Source organism: Bacillus sp. 3103sda1 (assembly GCF_024159135.1).
Lineage (GTDB): Bacteria > Bacillota > Bacilli > Bacillales > Bacillaceae_G > Bacillus_A > Bacillus_A rhizoplanae.
The window spans coordinates 2,435,441-2,454,845 of sequence record NZ_JAMYWS010000001.1 but is presented as its reverse complement, the minus strand read 5'-3'; the positions used below and the strand labels follow the sequence as shown (position 1 = coordinate 2,454,845).

Below are 19,405 nucleotides of genomic sequence, written 5' to 3'. Positions count from 1 at the left end.
TTAAATCGTAGATCGGTAAAAAATCCTGAGAAATAATGGTTCTCAGGATTTTTTCAATTGAATTTAAGGTTAGTAACTACTGACGACTATAACTTTTTCGTTATTTCTGATGGAGTATTATCGTAACTAGCTGTGTGAAATGTATTAGCAGATGTTGTTGTATATTGTATGGAAGTAGAGAGAATGATGCAAAAAGGTTATATCATTTCCGTTTTTTCGCATCTGTAACATTCTGTTCTTCAGCAAACTCTGTTCCATAAGCTAGCGATCGGTGGAAATTAATATCTTTTCTATTGCTTGTTTGCTGAGTAGAAATACGACTGAGTAAATAACTATGAACAAAGACTTCTGCTACTGTAACTACTATTGCTGATAAAATACTTCCCCAAGCAATTTGCATATAATTATCTAGAAGTACGCTGCCGAAAATCCATACACTCATATAAGTGAAAAGAAAATCAACCATGATTGCAGCGGTATTTCCCACCCGTGGTAAGAAGATTAGGTCTCCTAACATATACGAGGCAATCGTGATAAATAGACTGAAGGAAAAGATGTCAACAAATGTTGCATCAAAGAAAAAATCCAAGCCAATTGCAAAAGCAATTATGCAGGATACAAACTTTATAAGCAGAATAGTAATATGATTCATCATCTGAACCTCTCTTTTTCTATTTAGTTTGAATGAAAATAGGAAGTTTATGCATGGAAATTTAAAGTTCAAATTGTAAGGTGGAGTTAAATTAACAATGTATCATTGTAAAAAAGATAAACACCTAATTCAAATACCTAAATAGGAGGAAGATAATGACTCAATTATTAATCAATCCGATGTTCTTAGTACTCATTCTGTTTCCGGTTGTTACGGTAATTTTAAGTGCAATCGCTTATGTAGGGTTAAAAAATTTATTTGTTATGCCCTTAATCATTTTTCTGCTTTCAATAGTCTTTATGATTATGTATGCAAATGAAACATTTCTCTATTGGATAATTTTATATTCAGCTTTATCAATATTGGTTGGGCTTTTGTTCAAATTTATTTTGTCTAAATGAATTTAGTGATTTGAACTGCTGTTTAACTTTAAGTTGAAGGATTTTTGAATGAACTGAAAGGAAAATGAAATATTATTCTCAAAGGTAGAACTGATTTTTAAAAGTAAAAATTTTTATCACCTTTCATTTATCTGAATGTTAAAAAAACACAAAAAATGTTATATTAAAAAGAGGAAATTAACATTTTTAGGTAAGGAGGGATAGAGATGTGGATTACTTCAGAGGTAGAAATTCCAGATGAATTATTTGATAAACTCGAACAAGGGAAATTGGTGGTATTTGTTGGAGCTGGAGTATCTATGAAAGGTAATTCAAACTTACCGAATTTTGATGACTTAGTTGATTATATTGCGAACGCTCTATATGTAGAAAAGCGTGAGGAAAATGAACCGCACGATTATTATCTTGGAAAAATTGCGAAAACGAAAGATGTTCATCAGATTGCTAAGAATCTTGTTCATGTAGCGTATTCAAAGCCAAATCCATTGCATGATTCTATTTTACAATTATTTGCAGCTGATGAAAATGTTCGTATTGTAACTACAAATTTTGATCAACATTTTACAACTTTACTCGAGGAATCGAAGCGTAAAGTAAATATATATTATGCTCCGGCACTTCCAACTGGAAGAGCTTTTAAAGGATTGGCATACATTCATGGTAATGTGGAACAAGAAAAAGAAAATTTAATCTTGACAGATGGTGATTTTGGAAGGGCTTACTTAACAGAAGGATGGGCAAGGCGGTTTTTAGTAGACCTATTTTCTAATTATACCGTTTTATTTATTGGTTATAGTCATAATGACCCTGTTATGAAGTATTTAGCAACTGGATTACCACCTAGTACGAGAAGGTATGCCTTTGTTGCTCATGGAGAAAATACATATCACTGGGAGCATTTAGGGGTTAAGCCGATTGTATATCCGAATAAGATGCAAAATCATCAGTCATTAGCAAAAGCAGTACAGCGATGGGCAGAGCTAATGGGTGATAATTATATTACAAAAAGAACACGGATTCGTGATATCGTAACGGTTCCACCATCTTTAGAGCAGGAGCAGCTGTCTTATATTAAACAATCTGTAAAAAAGATTGAAACACTTCGATATTTTGTAGAGTTTGCAAGAGACTACGAATGGGTGGAATGGCTAGAAAAAGAGGGGCAGTTACGGAATTTATTTTCAGAAGAAGCTGATACTTCTGAGAAAGATCAGTTGCTTGCACAGTGGATTGTTGATCATTTTTTATTAAGTCATCAAAATGAATTATTTCAGTTAATGTATAAAAATAATACGAAGATATCTGCCTTGTTATGGAATACGATATGCACGTTTTTAGTAGATATGGAACAACCGATACATACGATTTCCTTTGCAAAATGGCTTATATTATTGTTAGAAAAGGCGAAAACAAAAGAATTTTTTATTGGCAATTTGCCTTCTTTACTTCATAAATGTACGTACCCGGAGCATAAAGAAATTATGGTTCTTTTACTAACTTGTATATTAGATGGAAAACTGAAATTGAAGCGACTTCGGCAATGGGAACAAGAGACGCAAGATGTTGTAGAGTTAGCGGAAACAAATCACCTGTCAGCTGCAACTTTTTCAAAAATGCAGCACATATGGGAAGTGAAAATAAAGCCGCATCTTTCTTATTTTGCTATACCAATTTTGCAGATTGGATTAGAAAAATTACAGAGATTAGCTCTAAAACAAAAGACCCTTCAAATCCATGATACAATCAGTGAATTACGAAGTGCAATCGAACCGCATGAGCAAGATAGCCAGCCGCGTGAATTTTCTTTTTTAATTAATATTGTTAGAGATTGTATGAATTATATTTGTGCACATGATGAAAATAAAGCAAATTTTTATATTGCTTATATGCTTGAATTTGGAAACACACTGCAAAAGAGAATTGCAGTGCATAGTATGAACCATACTGTGTTCCGAACGCAAAATGAAAAAATTGAATGGTTATTACAACATAAATTGCTTATTGAAGACTCTTGCAAGCATGAGGTATTTCAACTGTTAAAGAATCATTATGAACAGGCATCTGAATCTTCAAAACAAAAAGTGTTAAAAAACGTAATGAAACACTTTGAAGTAAAAACTTGTTACGCGGCTTGTAACTTAATAGATTGGCTTTACATGTGCGCTCCAGATAACGAGTCTACGAAACAAACATATGAATTTATGAAACAGAAATTCCCTCATTTTTTATCGAGAAAGTATCCCGATTTACAAGAAGAGCGGACGTTACAGCCGATTACATGCAATTTAACAGCAGATGGTTTGTTGCATATGAGAGAGGAAGAAATGGTAAGGCAAGTTCTTCAATATTCACATGAAGGATTGTTTGAGAAACATCATTTTTTAGAAATGCTTTCCAAGGCTTGTAAAACAAATGCACAATGGAGTATTTCTCTTGCATATCAATTAGTTAGATATAAAGAAGTGAGTAAAGAAGTATGGTTTGTATTAATGAGGGAGTGGCGCAATAATCGAAAATTAACAAATGAGCAAATACAAGAGATTTTACCATTGTTACATCAATTTGTACGATATGCTACTTATCAATGGCTTATTAGTAGTTTTCTGTATGAAAAGAGCAATCGGTTAGAGGAATTTCAAGAAGACACAATTCGAGCAGTAAAGCAGCTTGCTTTTTCGTTGTTCCCTCATGTTATGAAAGGTGAGCAAGGAGGAAGAAAAGAGCAAACGGATTACTACAATGAGGCTGTTCAGCATCCGGTAGGGAAAATAACAGCAGTTTTATTAAAACTTCTTGCATATGAACATCTATATGATCGAAATATACATGCTTATTTGTATGTATTTGAAGAGCAGATGCGAAAAAAATCATACTACGTAAATGTTATGCTTGCTAGGCTCACAGCTGATTTAACATTTCTCTATCATATCGAGAAGCAATGGTGTAGAAAGCATATGATTCCTTATTTAGATTTGCAGAAAAATGAAGAGGAAACAAAGTATGCATGGGCTGGGTTTGTAAATACTCAAATTAATTTGCCTTTATTTATACAAACAAAGAAATATATTGCTTTTGCTGTTCGCCATTTACATTTGTTGAATGAACAAACACAAGAAGTATTTATGAAGTGGCTGAGTCTCGTCTTTCTAAAGTGTATTTTATATTGGGATGAACAAATAGATTGGTTATACACTCTTTTTATACAGGGAGAAGAGCTAGAAAAAGTAAAGTTTGTCGGAAATGTATCTTACTATGTAAAAACATTAAGTATAAAAGAACAACAAAAGTTTTGGCAAGACTGGCTTGCAGATTTTTTAGTAGAACGTCCCAAAATGAGTATAATATTAGGGAAAGAATATATCATCTTTCTGCGGTTTGTGTTACACATGGATGCTATTGCTGAAAAAGGGATTGAAGCTGTTTTATCGTATTTTTCTATATCTTCACTGCATAAAGAGAAACAAGAAGTGAAATATTTGTTCAAACAGATGCTGGAAAAAAGTGAGCTAATTCATCAAAATCCTAAAGTGTATGCAAATTTATTTTTCGTTTTATTAACAAAGCTAAATGATGCAGAGTGTATTGAAAATGAAATCATTAATCTTCAGAAAATATTTGATGAAACAAAGCTTGAAAATACACTATTTGAATGTATTCAAAATGAGATGATGCGCATCGGATTGATCAATCGAAATGCAAATGATTCACATTTGTTATTATGAAACATACGATGCAGTGTGAGTAGAATTTTTAAAAAATAATGAAAAAGTGTTGACATGGTTAAAAATAACACTTTATAATACAAATCAATACTTAATAAAAATAAAGCATTGAAGGGAACATAGTAGTGTTTATCTCCCTGTAACAGAGAGCTGATGGTTGGTGGAAATCAGTACAAAGGTAAACGTGAATTACAGTCCTGGAGCATCTTTTTCGTAGTAAAGGCAGATGTCTTTATAAAGGAAAAGACGGTCGATATGATCGTTAACAAAGAAGAGAGGTAGACATATTTGTCTACAACTAGGGTGGTACCGCGATAATAATCGTCCCTACTGATTGAATCAGTAGGGATTTTTTGCATATATGCGGACCTATATGACAATAAAATAATAAGCGCGATGATAGGAAAAATAGTAGTGGTTGTTTCCCTGTAACAGAGAGCTGGTGGTTGGTGTGAACCAGTACATAAACAAACATGAATTACAGTCCTGGAGCATCTTTTTCGTAGTAAAGATGATGTCTTTATGAAGGGAAAGACGGTCAGTGTGATCGTTAACAAAGAAGAGAGGTAGACAATTTTGTCTGCAACTAGGGTGGTACCGCGATAATAATCGTCCCTACTGATTGGATCAGTAGGGGTTTTTTGTATATTTTTCACAAGGAATCGTTACCAACCTTCTTTTGTTACAAATATTAGGTTCAGAAAATAGGGAATTTTCAATCCCTTATTATAAATTTTCAAATGATACAAGGAGGAATTTTCAATGGGAAATCATGAATTAGAACAATTACGTAAACAGGTGGATGAAATTAACTTACAACTTCTGCACTTATTAAATGAGCGTGCAAAGGTTGTTCAAGAAATTGGTCAACAAAAGAAACTGCAAGGTACGAAACGCTTCGATCCTGTTCGTGAGCGTGAAGTACTTGATATGATTGCTGAACATAACGAAGGGCCATTTGAAACATCTACAGTGCAACATATTTTCAAAACAATTTTTAAAGCAAGTTTAGAATTGCAAGAAGATGACAATCGTAAAGCATTATTAGTTTCACGTAAAAAGAAACAAGAAAACACAGTTGTTGATGTAAAAGGTGAATTATTAGGTAGCGGTGTACAAACATTTATTATGGGACCTTGCGCAGTTGAAAGTTTAGATCAAGTTCGCCAAGTTGCTCAGGCAATGAAAGAACAAGGTATAAAATTAATGCGCGGCGGTGCGTTCAAACCGAGAACATCCCCTTACGATTTCCAAGGATTAGGAATAGAGGGTTTGCAAATTTTACGCCAAGTAGCAGACGAGTTTGATTTAGCAATCATTAGTGAAATCTTAAATCCAAATGATGTAGAAATGGCGCTTGATTATGTTGATGTGATTCAAGTAGGCGCTCGTAATATGCAAAACTTTGATTTATTAAGAGCTGTTGGAAAGGTAAATAAACCAGTATTATTAAAACGTGGTTTAGCAGCGACAATTGATGAGTTTGTCCATGCAGCAGAATACATTATTGCACAAGGAAACGATCAAATTATTTTATGTGAGCGTGGTATTCGCACATACGAAAAAGCAACGCGTAATACACTTGATATTTCAGCAGTACCAATTTTAAAGAAAGAAACACATTTACCGGTTGTTGTGGATGTAACACATTCAACAGGACGAAAAGACTTACTTCTTCCAACTGCGAAAGCAGCACTAGCAATCAGTGCAGATGCAGTTATGGCAGAAGTGCATCCAGACCCAGCGGTTGCATTATCAGATTCCGCACAGCAAATGGATATTCCACAGTTCCATGCATTCATGGAAGAGTTAAAAGGATTTAAAAATAAGTTATCATAATTAAATAGATATTGCGTTGAAAGGAAAACAGTAGCATTTATCTCCTTGTTACAGAGAGCTGATGGTTGGTGGAAATCAGTACAAAGGTAAATGTGAATTACAGCCCTGGAGCATCTTTTTCGTAGTAAAGATAGAAGTCTTTATGAAGGGAAAGACGGTCAATATGATCGTTAACAATAAAAAGAGATAGACATACTTGTCTATAACTAGGGTGGTACCGCGATATCATCGCCCCTACTGAGCTGAATCAGTAGGGGCTTTTTTATAGGGTGAACTTCCAGTAGTGGAGAGGCTACATATAAGCTTTCGCTGTCTAAAAGTAGCAGGATAAAATCGTAAAGGGGAAACAAAGATGAGATATATAACAGCTGGAGAATCACATGGTCCGCAGTTGACAGTTATTTTGGAGGGTGTTCCTTCTGGTCTTTCTTTAACTGCGGAAGATATTAATATAGAGTTATTAAGACGACAAAAAGGTCACGGCCGCGGAAGACGTATGCAAATTGAAACGGATACTGTTGAAATTGTAAGTGGTGTGCGTCATGGCTATACGCTTGGTTCGCCAATTACATTAGTTGTGAAAAATGATGATTTCAAGCATTGGACAAAAGTAATGAGCGCTGAACCGATTTCTGAACAAGAAAGTAAAGAAATGAAACGAACGATTACAAAACCACGTCCAGGGCATGCTGATTTAAATGGAGCAATTAAATATGGTCATCGTGATATACGTAATGTATTGGAGCGTTCTTCAGCAAGAGAGACGACTGTGAGAGTAGCGGCAGGAGCTATTGCAAAAAAGATTTTAACAGAATTAGGAGTAACTATCGCAGGGCATGTGCTTGAAATTGGTGGTGTGAAAGCCAAGCAAGTTCCACATGTATCATTAGCAGAGCTGCAGGTTATTTCAGAAAACTCACCTGTTCGCTGCTTAGATCAAGAAGCAGAGCAAGCGATGATGGAAGCGATTGATACAGCGAAGAGTAATGGAGATTCCATTGGCGGAATCGTTGAGGTAATTGCTGAAGGAATGCCGATTGGTGTTGGGAGTTACGTTCATTATGACCGGAAATTAGATGCAAAATTAGCTGCAGCCATCATGAGTATTAATGCGTTTAAAGGTGCTGAAATTGGCATTGGTTTTGAGGCATCCTGGCAACCAGGGAGTGCTGTTCATGATGAAATTTTATGGGATGAAGAAACGGGTTACACACGAAAAACGAATAACGCTGGCGGGTTAGAAGGCGGGATGACAACAGGTATGCCAATTGTTGTGAGAGGTGTTATGAAACCAATTCCTACATTATATAAACCACTGGCAAGTGTAGATATTGACACAAAGGAAACGTTTCAAGCAAGTATTGAACGTTCAGATAGCTGTGCAGTACCAGCAGCAAGTGTAGTAGCAGAATCAGTTGTTGCGTGGGAGCTGGCAACTACATTAGTAGAACAGTTTGGGAAAGATCGTATGGATCTTATTAAACATAATATTGCTCAGCATAACAAGTACGCAAAAGAATTTTAAAAAGGAGGGATTTTCGTGAAAGTAAAAGAACAATTAGGAACACTGCAACCATATAAACCGGGTAAATCGGCAAAACAAATGCAAGAAGATTATGGTTTTCACTCATTTGTAAAATTAGCTTCAAATGAAAATCCATTTGGCTGTTCACCTCGTGTTATGGAAGGGTTACAAGGAGAGTGGAATGAACATGCTTTATACCCAGACGGGGGAGCGGTTGAACTCCGTCAAACAATTGCGGAAAAACTACATGTTAAAAAGGAAGAAATTTTATGTGGAAGTGGGCTTGATGAAGTGATTCAAATCATTAGCCGAACGATGCTTTGTCAAGGAGATAATGTCGTTACGGCTGGAGAAACATTTCCGCAATATCGTCATCACGCAGTAATCGAGGGGTGTGAGGTGAAGGAAGTTCCGTTGCAGAATGGAACTTATAACTTAGATGAAATTGCGTCAGCAATCGATGGGAAAACAAAGATTGTTTGGATTTGTAACCCGAATAATCCAACAGGAACATATGTAAATGACCGAAAATTACGTGAATTTATGAGGGAAGTTCATAAAGAAACATTGGTTGTGATTGATGAAGCATATTATGAATATGTCACAGCGAGTGATCTTCCAGATACAATTTCATTACTAAAAGAGTATAAGAACCTTCTTATATTAAGAACATTTTCAAAAGCGTATGGATTAGCTGCATTTCGAGTTGGTTATGCAATTGGGAATGAAGCAATAATTGAGAAATTGAATGTCGTTCGCCTTCCATTTAATGTGTCAGCACTTGCACAAAAAGCAGCAGTGCTTGCATGGAACGATAAACAGTTTTTACAAAAGACAATTCGTGCAAATCGAGAAGGCTTGGAGCAATATGAAAGATTTTGCAAAGAAAATGAAATTTCGTTTTATTCGTCTCAAACAAATTTTATCTTTCTACCGTTAGAAGATGCACAAACAGTTTATGAACTTTGTGCACACGCTGGGTATATCATTCGTCCGTTTCCGAATGGTGTTCGGATCACGATTGGCACGAGTGAGCAAAATGAAGGAGTGATTGCAGTGTTAACACAACATTTTAATAATAGTAGGTCTCGAGATGAGGCGCATGTGTAAAAAAGTTGTATTAATTGGAACAGGACTAATTGGCGGTTCACTTGCTTTAGCAATTAAGCGAGAACATAGTGTAACCATTACTGGTTATGACATTCAAAGTGAACAAGTAAAACGTGCAAAACGATTGAATGTAATCGATGAAGTGGGAGTGGACTTAAAGACAATGTGTGAAGAAGCACATTTAATTATCTTTGCATCTCCTGTCGAAGAAACAACAAAGTTGCTTAGAAAACTTGCTTCATATCAATTGCGTGAAGATGTTATCGTTACGGATGTCGGGAGTACAAAAGGAACAATTATGAATGAAGCTGAGACGTTACTAGAAAACGGTATTACGTTTATTGGTGGGCATCCGATGGCAGGATCTCATAAAACGGGTGTAGAAAGTGCGAAGGCACACTTATTTGAAAATGCCTACTACATTTTAACGCCAATGAATACTGTTCAGACGGAGAAAGTCGAACAATTAAAGGATTGGTTAAAGGGAACGCGTTCGCATTTTCTTGTGTTAAATACAGAGGAACATGATTATGTAACAGGTGTTGTGAGTCATTTTCCGCATTTAATTGCTGCAGGCTTAGTTAAACAAGTAGAAAAACATGCGGGTGACAACCCATTGATTCATATGCTGGCAGCTGGCGGTTTTAAAGATATTACCCGCATCGCTTCTAGTAGTCCGAAAATGTGGAGTGATATTGTAAGACAAAACCGTACTCATTTATTACAGTTATTAGAGGAATGGATTATGGAAATGAAGCAATTACAGCATACAGTCGCAGAAGGAGATGCAGAAGTACTACACACTTACTTTGCGAATGCAAAAGAATACCGTGATTCCATGCCTGTTCGTAAAAGCGGTGCGATTCCTGCTTATCATGATTTATACGTTGATGTTTTAGATAAAGTAGGGGCGTTAGCGCATATTACAAGCATACTTGCAAAGCAAGAGATTAGTATTACAAACTTGCAAATACTAGAAGCGCGTGAAGGATTACTCGGGGTGTTACGTATTAGCTTTCAAACAGAAGAGGATCGTATGAGAGCAACGCAATCTTTACAGCATGAACAGTATCAAACATATGAAAATATTTAAATGAAAGAAGGTGCCGTAACAAATATGAAAACTGTACAAACAGCTATAGAAGGTTTGCAAGGAAAGATTATTATTCCAGGTGATAAATCAATTTCGCATCGTTCTGTCATGTTTGGCGCAATCGCCCACGGAAAAACAACGATTAAAGGTTTTTTACCAGGAGCAGACTGTCTAAGTACTATTTCTTGTTTTCGTGAGATGGGTGTATCGATAACGCAAAACGGAGATGAAGTAGAGGTAATTGGAACAGGAATTAAAGGATTACAAGAAGCAGAGCGCGTACTTGATGTTGGAAATTCTGGTACAACGATTCGTTTATTGCTTGGAATATTAGCGAATACAAATCTTCATTTTTGTTTGCAAGGTGATGCTTCAATTGGAAAACGACCAATGAAACGCGTTACAAAACCGCTTAGTCTAATGGGAGCAACAATTGATGGAAGAGAAGACGGAACGTATACACCGCTAACGATACGAGGAGGAAATCTTCAAGCGATTGATTATATTTCACCTGTTGCAAGCGCTCAAGTGAAATCTGCTATTTTATTAGCAGGCCTTAGAGCGCAGGGTGTAACAAGTGTTACAGAACCTCATATATCACGAGATCATACGGAAAGAATGCTTCAAGCATTTGGTGTACAAGTAAAACGAGATGGAACAAAAGTTTCAATAGAAGGTGGGCAACAGCTAAAAGGTACGAACATTCATGTACCAGGAGACATTTCATCGGCTGCGTTTTTCCTAGTAGGCGGTGCCATCACTCCGAATAGCAAACTTACATTAAAAAATGTTGGAATCAATCCAACAAGAACAGGAATTATCGATGCTCTTACAAAAATGGGAGCAAAGTTAGAAATTGAACAATATGATACAGATGCTGCAGAACCTGCTGCTAATCTTATAATTGAAACATCAAAGTTAAAAGGAATTGAGATTGGCGGCGATATGATTCCAAGATTAATTGATGAAATTCCAATTATCGCTCTTGCAGCAACGCAAGCAGAAGGTATTACAATTATTAAAGATGCACATGAATTAAAAGTGAAGGAAACAAATCGAATTGATACCGTTGTAGAAGAATTAACAAAATTAGGGGCGCGTATAGAAGCAACGAACGATGGTATGATTATTTATGGGAAAACATCATTAAAGGGAAATACCGTAAATAGTCATGGTGATCATCGGATTGGAATGATGCTTGCAGTGGCTGGATGCATTGCTGAGGGAGAAACATTAATTCAGGATGCGGAAGCTGTTGGAGTATCGTATCCGGGATTTTTTGAAGAAATTGAGAAATTGAAGTTAGAAACCCGGTAGATTGATATAAAATCTATCGGGTTTTCATTTGCAAAATTTATGTTTTCTGATTATTATGTTATATTTTATTGTGCATGTGCAGTTAGTAATACGATGGAGGGAGAGCGGGAGCATGGAAGTAACTCAATTATTAGAAGAACAACATCGAGAGGCAGTCAGACTATCTGAATATGCCTTTCAATATAAAGTACCAGAAGATCAAATTGAAAAACGTCTTCAGCTTTTTAAAAAGTATCATCAAATATTTGGGATATTAGAAGGAAAAGAGCTTGCCACAAAATTACACCTAATTCCGTTTGAAATCTTTTTAGGTGAAGAAAAGTTCAAAATGGGTGGAATTGCAGGAGTAGCTACATATCCAGAGTTTAGGCGAAATGGGTATGTAAAAAAACTGTTAAAATATGTATTAGAGACGATGAAACAAGATGGTTATAGCGTTTCAATGCTGCATCCATTTTCTGTTTCTTTTTATAGGAAGTATGGATGGGAATTGTTTGCGAATCGCCTTGTTTGCTCATTATCAAAAGCTGATTTAATCATGAAAGAACACGTACCAGGAAGTATAAAACGTTTTAAGAAGGAATCACATTTGAAAGAGGTTGAAATTGTATATGAGCAATTTGCAAAAAGATATTCTGGTATGTTAGTTCGTAATCAGGATTTCTGGTTAGATTTTGTTTATGGTGATCTGCATGCAGCTGTTTATTATAATCAAGTTGATGAACCTACAGGTTATATACTTTATAAAATAGAGAGTTCTAAGATGAAAGTAGAAGAATTTGTGCCATTAAACAGTGAGGCTAGAAGCGGTTTATGGAATTTTATTTGTCAGCATGATTCGATGATTCAAGAGCTTGAAATGATTGTTCATGAAAAAGAACCATTGCTGTTTTCACTGCAAGAGCCTCGTGTTAAGGCTGAAATAAAACCTTACTTTATGGTTAGAATCGTAGATGTTGAGCGTTTTATTAAGCAATATCCATTTGCTTGGGAACATAACGAGGAAGAGCTTATTTTACATATTTCTGATTCATTTGCACCTTGGAATAATCAGACAGTCTTATTACGAGATAAAGAGGTAGTTATGGTAAAAGAAGAAGAAGCTATAGCATTGAAAGAAAAAGGCGTACACCTAAATATTAATGCTTTGTCTACAGCTCTTTTTGGCTATAGAAGTCCATGGGAATTAAATCAAATAGGTATCATTTCCGGAACAGAAGAAGACATAAATCAATTTGAAAACTTGATTCCTTCCCAGCAACCATTTATTTATGATTTCTTTTAATTGTTGTAAATAGATAAAGAACATAAAAAGTGCTATGTGAAAGTAGCGCTTTTTATGTTCTTAAAATTAAGCAGTTCATCAATATTTTCTATATATTGAAGGAATGTGATGGAAATGATAGATGACTTGTGGATGTGTTACCGATAAGTGGATGGGTGGATATGGCCAGATGAATGGCGTTACAATTCCTACAACGGGAGTTGCCGTATGAATAGCGGCAACGTGAACGGAAGGGGTTACTACAGGAGTACCAGTAACAACCCTTGTTGGAAAGAGGTTCATAATATGTTCACTCCAATGGATCATGTATGAAATAGTATATTCATTTGTTTGTTTGAAATGTGCAGGTGAATTTTAATTAGGATTGTAAAGGTTCTTTTTCTTGTTTGTAATCTCTACCTTCAGGAAGTGGTTATTTCACTTTTACTCCATCGATAAGAGCATTCAATTGTTTACAGTTCATTAAAAAAAATGCTATGTACTCATATCTTCAGTTTGTATTCTGAATATATATAGCGCCCGTTCAATTCCTATTTATTTTTAATAATATTTATTTTATAATAATTATAATTAAATTGTATTTCTTATTTGGAGGTGGCGATGAAAAATTATAGATTTTATTCATTTTGGATAGCTCAAACAAGCATCTCATTAGCTGATGTCGTATACATCATGGTCATTATGACTTATATTTATCAGAAAACAGAATCTGTATTATTCGCTTCTTTATTTCCTTTTTTTAAGGCCCTTACAAGATTAATAGCTGGCTTGTCAGCACCACTAATCCTACAAAATACTTCTATGTCAAAAACACTTGTAAACTTACAAATTACTAAAACCATTTTGATCACTTTATTACTATTAGGATTTACATTCTTAACTTCTCATATTTATATTTTATTCGCTTACATATTGATACTTTCTTTCGTAGAAGGATGGGGGAGTCCTTTATTAATGTAGTGTAGTGCTTTCCGAGAGGAAAATAAAAAATCCCTCTTGGAAATAGCACTGTTTTTATACCGTAAACAGTTGTTTTTTATCTTTTAAAACACTTACAGGAAATTAGTTTTTTTAAGTCTTAATCTACCTCTGTTTCAATTAATTCAACATCGTCAGATGTTGAATCCCCTGCAAGCTTTAATGCTTCTTGATAAAACTTCTCCGAGTTGACATTTTTTGTTCTTTTGTCGTAAACAGAATCCCAAGGAATACCTGTTGCTTGTGCATGTTTTACAGGGTCATACTTTTGCCCTGTTTTAAGCATCATATAAAGGATTTTGGCAATCTTGCCACACATATGCCCAATTGCTGTTTTTCCATTCATTTTACGCTCTACAAGACGATGATAATAGGAGCTGAATACGGACGGTTGTGATTTTGTCGCAATGATAACCATTGCCATTTGAAAGAGAACTCGACGTGCATCTCGAACACCACTAAAGGTCATTCTCGTACCCTTTACTGATGTCCCTGATTGTTTATTTTCAGCCGAAACACCAAGATACTTTTTGAACTCTTTATATGTATTAAACCGTTCAACATCACCAATGGCTCCGATAAGGGCACAAGCCCAATTATCGCTCATAAAAGGGAAAGAGTATAATAACTCTGTATAAGGGTGAGCTTTAATACCTTTGCTTGAATTTCCGTGAAGTAGTTCTTGAATGTGATTGTCAATCCCTTTAATACTTTCTTCAATACGTAACGCTTCTTCAATTACCCAATTTTGTCTTCCAACTAAATGAGGGACATCAATTGTTATAGACTTTGCTGTAACTTCTGCTAGTGCCTTAGACGCCTTCGTAGCTATTCGCTTTGCACCAGATTCAATCATTGTTTGTCGTAGTTCTTCCTGTGTGGCTAGCTTTAGATCTTTACCAGTAGGATACTTCAATACGAACTTCATCACAGAAGTGGTACCAAGCTTTTTAAATGCTACTTTGAGGTCTGGGTGCGTAACAGTTAAAAGTTGCTGCACCTGATTTTTACGCCGTGTTAACTGAGTATTTAATAACCATCGATCACGGGTTAACGAACGAAAAATAGATTGAGTTACAGAAGCTGGTTTAAGTAGGCTAACCCCTCTCATATGAGGGTGTAAAGTCTTATGCCATCCCATATAGGACATTACCCTTGCGTCTACCGCATCTGATTTTTCAGTAATTCCTAAATGCTTTTCGCGGAAGTCTTTTACTGCGGAATTTTCCACTAAGTATACATCAAAATTTTCGTTCAAAAGGACTTGTTGAAGCAGATAAGAGTAGTGACCACCTGTTGGTTCTAGTAAAACTAGGAAATCCGCCCTATGAATTCCTAGTTGTTTTTCCATTTGTTCTAAGGCTTGTAAAAACTGTGTCATTCCCAGGCTGTCCGCATTAAACTTCATTGTTTTTGCCCGTTTCCATTCACGTCCCTTTGGGTCTAAAAAGGTTTGGAAGGGGATACAACTAGCAACGTGAAAAGAGGCACCAATGTCAATTCCCACAAATAACTGGTACATTATCCTCTTAGTTTCTTTTTCTTTTTCTTTGGATTCCTCTATAAAACTAAAGGGTACTACTGTGTTTTCACTCATACGTAAATCCTCCTAGCGATATATACATCTGACTGTCCAATTTTCCGTTAGAGCTTAATGCCCAATGTAGTATGTCAGGACTATAACGCCAGATGGTAAATCTCACATTAAGTAAAGAGGTCTGGCCAAGAACCAGCCCCAAATTATCAAAGAGTTTCAATCGCTAATTTAATTAAATACTATATACGTTTTTGAATTTCACTTGCATATAGTCTTTTAAATTTCTAAAAGAAAAATTCTTTATCTAGTATCCTATTCCCTGCCTAATTCACAGAATTTTTTTATCTTTTTTGTTTAATTTGTTATAATGAGTGTGTGCAGTGACCTTTTAAGGTGTTTCCGACCATAACTGGATTGGGGCTAGCATTATATATCCTAGACCTCTTATATGCAATTGGGGCACTCCACTACTTGTGGGTACAAGGCTCTGCACACCTTAGATAAATCTCTTATCTGTTTAACTAATTTACTGGGATAATGAGTTTACTACCAATAAAAACCTTTGTCTATATTCATTGTAAACGAACCTATTTTCTTATGATAAGTAAGAAACATAGAAAAAAAGACCCCTTTTTGAAGGAGTCTTTTTTTTATGTACGCCAATGCTCCAAAACTCTTTTAAGAGTTACTGCTCGAAAGCGTACCCACATTAAAAAAAGAGATGTATTGGCATTATTATTATAACTCACTTTTTATTCTATTGCCTAGTTCTAGTTGTTAGCACTATCATTGGAATAAAAGGCATAAAAAAAGACCCTCTTGTACAGAGATAATAAAGTTGTTTAATTTACAATAAAGTCGTTTAAAACATAATAAAGTTGTTTAAAAAACGCCAGTCATGTTATTCAACAATCGGGCCATATTGTGGAATAAGATTAGGAGGGTAGTTAAAAAGCAGGATGTATATTTAAAAATGTAGAATCTCAACAGAGTTATAAGGATTTTTTTGAAACTCTAACTATTTAGGGAGGAGATTACTTTGAAACGAATTGACTTGCTTTTAAACGTGCTAGATTCAACATTCGATAAAGAAAGTTGGTATGCACCGTTTAAACATGCTATAGAAGGACTTACAGCCGAACAGGCTATCTGGAAACCATCTGGAGAGGCAACTAAAACCATTTGGGAGAACGTTAATCATCTCATTTATTACAAAGAGAGACTTGCTGCAAACTTGGAAGGCCGTGAATGGACACATAATCTCGACGGTGATGAAACCTTTTATCTTACCAATCAATCTAATGATGATAAGGAATGGAAGAAAGTCGTTGAACGTTCTGAAAACGCTCAAAGTAATTTAAGACAGGTATTGAGTGCAATTTCCGAAAAAGAGCTTGAGCAAAATTCACTTGAGGGGAAATTACTGGACATCATGCTTCATGATGCTTATCATACAGGTCAAATTATTCAATTAAGGAAAATACAGGGGTCATGGCCATCAAATCGTTGACTGAACGTTCTAGTTATTCCATTAAAGGGCGCGATTGTGAAACAACATAGATAGAAAGGATCAAACTTTTTTATAAAAACCAAACTTAAATCTACTGGAAAATAATCTATTTTGATTAATCTTTTTTCAAAATGTGTTGGTTTCTTCTATTATCTAAAATGAGAGGAAAGGTTTTAAAAGGTGACCGCCAGGGTTTAGAAATTTACTACAGCATTAAATATCCAAAAGCTGAAGAAATTATGGGGTTATTAGGTCCTATACAATAGATTTTTGTTTTTATTAATTACTAATGTTGATTTATAATAAAGTTCGATAATTTATAAAAAAGATTGATAATTTAAAACAAAGTTTGATAAAACCCTGTATAATAGGGTTTTTCTTTTGACCCTTTAACTTCATCTGGAATGTTCAATTAAAGGGCCAGTTTGTAGAGGATTTTAACAGGTTTTTTTAGAGTTATTATTTAAATAAGGATTTTGAAGTCTTTTGGTGAATATTAAATGTTAATCTAAAAGATGGAGGTTGTTGTGATGTTGAAACTGTTTCAATATAACTGGCACGTTCGTGATGATTGGTTTACATTGTACGAAGACATACCGGATGAAGAACTATTAAAGAAACGGGTCGGTGGGTTCGGCAGTATCCTACATACCCTATTTCACATTGTAGATGTGGAATATATGTGGATCTTAGGTTTGCGAGGTGAACCAGTGCCTGAGGAGCCATTGTTTGAAGATTATGCTAGCTTACAAAAAGTGAAAAATCTTTCAGCTCAATACCACGAGAAAGTGAAGCCATTTGTGACATCTTGGACAAATGAAATGGATTCTCGGAAACTTTCAGAAACTGATTTCAATGAAGAACCGATTAGCTCTAGAGACGCACCAATCAGGCGCCGAGTCATTGAATGTACACACGGAGAGATCATACGTCATGTCATTGTCCACGAAATCCACCATATCGGCCAGTTATCTATATGGGCACGTGAAATAGGAAAGGAGCCTGTTTCCGCAAATCTGAGAGGAAGAGGGCTATTCGATAATTAGACTGCCTTTGCCAATTTCACAATCGGGCGCTTTAATGGCACAAGGATCAAGAAATGATCAAACTTACTTATAAACGAATGGTTTAATTGAATATATTTAAAGCGTGTTTTGATCAATCTTTTTTTCAAAACACGCTTTTTCTATTTACTATTTTATCAAGATTTATAGAGTTAATTTAATCAAACTTTTTTCAAAGCTACAAAAGGATTATTCGTAAGTAAATCGAAGTTAATCAGAAAATGTTTTTTTAAAAAAATTTAGCATCGGGTAATTTACCAATATTGCAAGGTCATAAAAATATTCGAGGAGGATATATGGGAAAAATAATTGCAAACGTGAGCAACACATTGGACGGTATTTTTACGGGACCGAAAGGCGAAGAAAGTAACATGGTAAGCTGGGCGATGCCTGGCATCATGGATGCCACAAATGATGCTTTAGAGATGTTCCAGAAGGCTGAAGCAATCTTGATGGGTCGAGTCACATATGAGGGTTTTGCAGGTTATTGGCCGTTTCAAGAGGGAGATTGGGCTAACGCTATGAATAAGACTCAAAAGTTTGTAGCAACAAATAATAGTGAGTTTACGGAAGTTCACTGGGGGGACTACGATGATACAATTTCTCTGCTTAACTCTGATGTAATGACGAAAGTAAAGAAGTTGAAAAGAGAAATCAATGGTGATATCATTGTTTCCGCGAGCGCAGGTCTTGTTCAGAGTTTGATTAATGCTGGATTACTAGATGAACTACGAATCATCATTCATCCGGTCATATTGGGAAGTGGCAGAGGCTACTTCGAAAACATTAAATCACGTCACGACTTGAAATTGATATCCACCAAGCTTTACGAAACAAGTGGTTCAATACTGATGAGGTATGAGATCATCAAATGATAGCTATTGGAAGCAAGAGTAATCTTTTCGGAAAAATTGATCAAAATGAATTCCACAATTATGAAGGATGATTTATAAAGGAGTTTGATAATTTTGTATGCTTATTAAAGTAAAGAGGGCTTTACTTTAATAAGGTCTTTGAAACGATCTTCAGCAATCGGGCGCGATTGTGGAGCAATATAGTTAGGAAATGATCAAACTTTTTTATAAAAGAATGAACCAACTGAAAATATTAAGAGCGTGTTTTGATCAATCTTTTTTTCAAAACACGCTCTTTTCTATGATTGTTTATCAAGATTATTAGTATCAATTTGATCAAACTTTATTTTAAAGCAACAACTAACTTCAAATAATACAATTAAAAGTAAAATAATATTCCATTTGAGAGCCAGAACTAAAAAAAGACGCCAGACATAGCGTCTTTTTTTAGTTTAGGATACCTTACTTAAGTTAAATAGTTTGGAAAGATTGAATCTACTTGCCAAAATCCTTAGTGG

General features: G+C 35.3%; 15 protein-coding genes, 1 pseudogene and 3 other annotated features. Of the genes and pseudogenes, 13 read left to right on the top strand and 3 right to left on the bottom strand.

The window, feature by feature from the left end:
- Positions 1–202: 202 nt before the first annotated feature.
- On the bottom strand, positions 203–652 hold the full coding sequence (locus NKR74_RS12135; protein ID WP_253629709.1) for a YndM family protein: 450 nt from the start codon (positions 650–652) through the stop codon (positions 203–205).
- A 155-nt stretch (positions 653–807) separates the two neighbouring features.
- On the opposite strand from NKR74_RS12135, the gene NKR74_RS12130 reads away from it, so the two are divergent.
- From NKR74_RS12130 to NKR74_RS12095, 8 genes are all read left to right on the top strand, one after another.
- Positions 808–1,053 (top strand): DUF2651 family protein, encoded by a 246-nt coding sequence (locus NKR74_RS12130; protein ID WP_253629708.1) that lies wholly within the window; start codon positions 808–810, stop codon positions 1,051–1,053.
- A 206-nt stretch (positions 1,054–1,259) separates the two neighbouring features.
- Positions 1,260–4,775, top strand: coding sequence for a DUF4020 domain-containing protein (locus NKR74_RS12125; RefSeq protein WP_253629707.1), 3,516 nt, complete (start codon positions 1,260–1,262; stop codon positions 4,773–4,775).
- Between the two features lie 99 nt (positions 4,776–4,874).
- Positions 4,875–5,107: a binding site (T-box leader), on the top strand.
- A gap of 55 nt (positions 5,108–5,162) precedes the next feature.
- Positions 5,163–5,395, top strand: a binding site (T-box leader).
- A 142-nt stretch (positions 5,396–5,537) separates the two neighbouring features.
- On the top strand, positions 5,538–6,614 hold the full coding sequence (locus NKR74_RS12120; protein ID WP_253629706.1) for a bifunctional 3-deoxy-7-phosphoheptulonate synthase/chorismate mutase: 1,077 nt from the start codon (positions 5,538–5,540) through the stop codon (positions 6,612–6,614).
- 7 nt (positions 6,615–6,621) lie between these two features.
- Positions 6,622–6,853 (top strand) — a binding site (T-box leader).
- 113 nt (positions 6,854–6,966) lie between these two features.
- Positions 6,967–8,139 carry a chorismate synthase gene (aroC, locus tag NKR74_RS12115; protein ID WP_253629705.1) on the top strand — a complete coding sequence of 391 codons (1,173 nt, stop codon included), beginning with the start codon at positions 6,967–6,969 and terminating at the stop codon, positions 8,137–8,139.
- 15 nt (positions 8,140–8,154) lie between these two features.
- Positions 8,155–9,249, top strand: a complete 1,095-nt coding sequence (gene hisC / locus NKR74_RS12110; RefSeq protein WP_253629704.1) for a histidinol-phosphate transaminase — start codon at positions 8,155–8,157, stop codon at positions 9,247–9,249.
- Entirely contained in the window at positions 9,242–10,342 is a 1,101-nt protein-coding gene (locus tag NKR74_RS12105) for a prephenate dehydrogenase (protein WP_253629703.1), read from the top strand. Before hisC ends, NKR74_RS12105 begins: the two co-directional genes overlap by 8 nt.
- 24 nt (positions 10,343–10,366) lie before the next feature.
- A complete protein-coding gene (gene aroA, locus NKR74_RS12100; RefSeq protein ID WP_253629702.1) occupies positions 10,367–11,659 on the top strand; it encodes a 3-phosphoshikimate 1-carboxyvinyltransferase in 1,293 nt (430 codons plus the stop codon).
- 112 nt (positions 11,660–11,771) lie between these two features.
- On the top strand, positions 11,772–12,944 hold the full coding sequence (locus NKR74_RS12095; protein ID WP_253629701.1) for a GNAT family N-acetyltransferase: 1,173 nt from the start codon (positions 11,772–11,774) through the stop codon (positions 12,942–12,944).
- A 78-nt stretch (positions 12,945–13,022) separates the two neighbouring features.
- Here NKR74_RS12095 and NKR74_RS12090 read toward each other — a convergent pair whose 3' ends face one another.
- Positions 13,023–13,226 (bottom strand): hypothetical protein, encoded by a 204-nt coding sequence (locus tag NKR74_RS12090; RefSeq protein ID WP_253629700.1) that lies wholly within the window; start codon positions 13,224–13,226, stop codon positions 13,023–13,025.
- A gap of 318 nt (positions 13,227–13,544) precedes the next feature.
- On the opposite strand from NKR74_RS12090, the gene NKR74_RS12085 reads away from it, so the two are divergent.
- Positions 13,545–13,904 (top strand): MFS transporter, encoded by a 360-nt coding sequence (locus NKR74_RS12085; RefSeq protein ID WP_253629699.1) that lies wholly within the window; start codon positions 13,545–13,547, stop codon positions 13,902–13,904.
- A 118-nt stretch (positions 13,905–14,022) separates the two neighbouring features.
- On the opposite strand, the gene NKR74_RS12080 is transcribed toward NKR74_RS12085, so the two are convergent.
- A complete protein-coding gene (locus NKR74_RS12080; protein WP_253629698.1) occupies positions 14,023–15,519 on the bottom strand; it encodes an IS110 family transposase in 1,497 nt (498 codons plus the stop codon).
- 979 nt (positions 15,520–16,498) lie between these two features.
- Here NKR74_RS12080 and NKR74_RS12075 point away from each other — a divergent pair.
- The 4 genes and pseudogenes from NKR74_RS12075 to NKR74_RS12060 all read left to right on the top strand — a co-directional run bounded on the left by NKR74_RS12075 (position 16,499) and on the right by NKR74_RS12060 (position 18,908).
- The gene (locus NKR74_RS12075) at positions 16,499–16,969 is read left to right on the top strand and encodes a DinB family protein (RefSeq protein ID WP_253629697.1); all 471 of its coding nucleotides are present in this window, start codon (positions 16,499–16,501) and stop codon (positions 16,967–16,969) included.
- 149 nt (positions 16,970–17,118) lie between these two features.
- Positions 17,119–17,235 (top strand): annotated as a pseudogene (locus tag NKR74_RS12070) (transcriptional regulator); the annotation flags it as partial.
- Positions 17,236–17,499: 264 nt separating this feature from the next.
- A complete protein-coding gene (locus NKR74_RS12065; protein WP_253629696.1) occupies positions 17,500–18,015 on the top strand; it encodes a DinB family protein in 516 nt (171 codons plus the stop codon).
- A gap of 314 nt (positions 18,016–18,329) precedes the next feature.
- Positions 18,330–18,908, top strand: a complete 579-nt coding sequence (locus NKR74_RS12060; RefSeq protein ID WP_253629695.1) for a dihydrofolate reductase family protein — start codon at positions 18,330–18,332, stop codon at positions 18,906–18,908.
- Positions 18,909–19,405 lie beyond the last annotated feature (497 nt).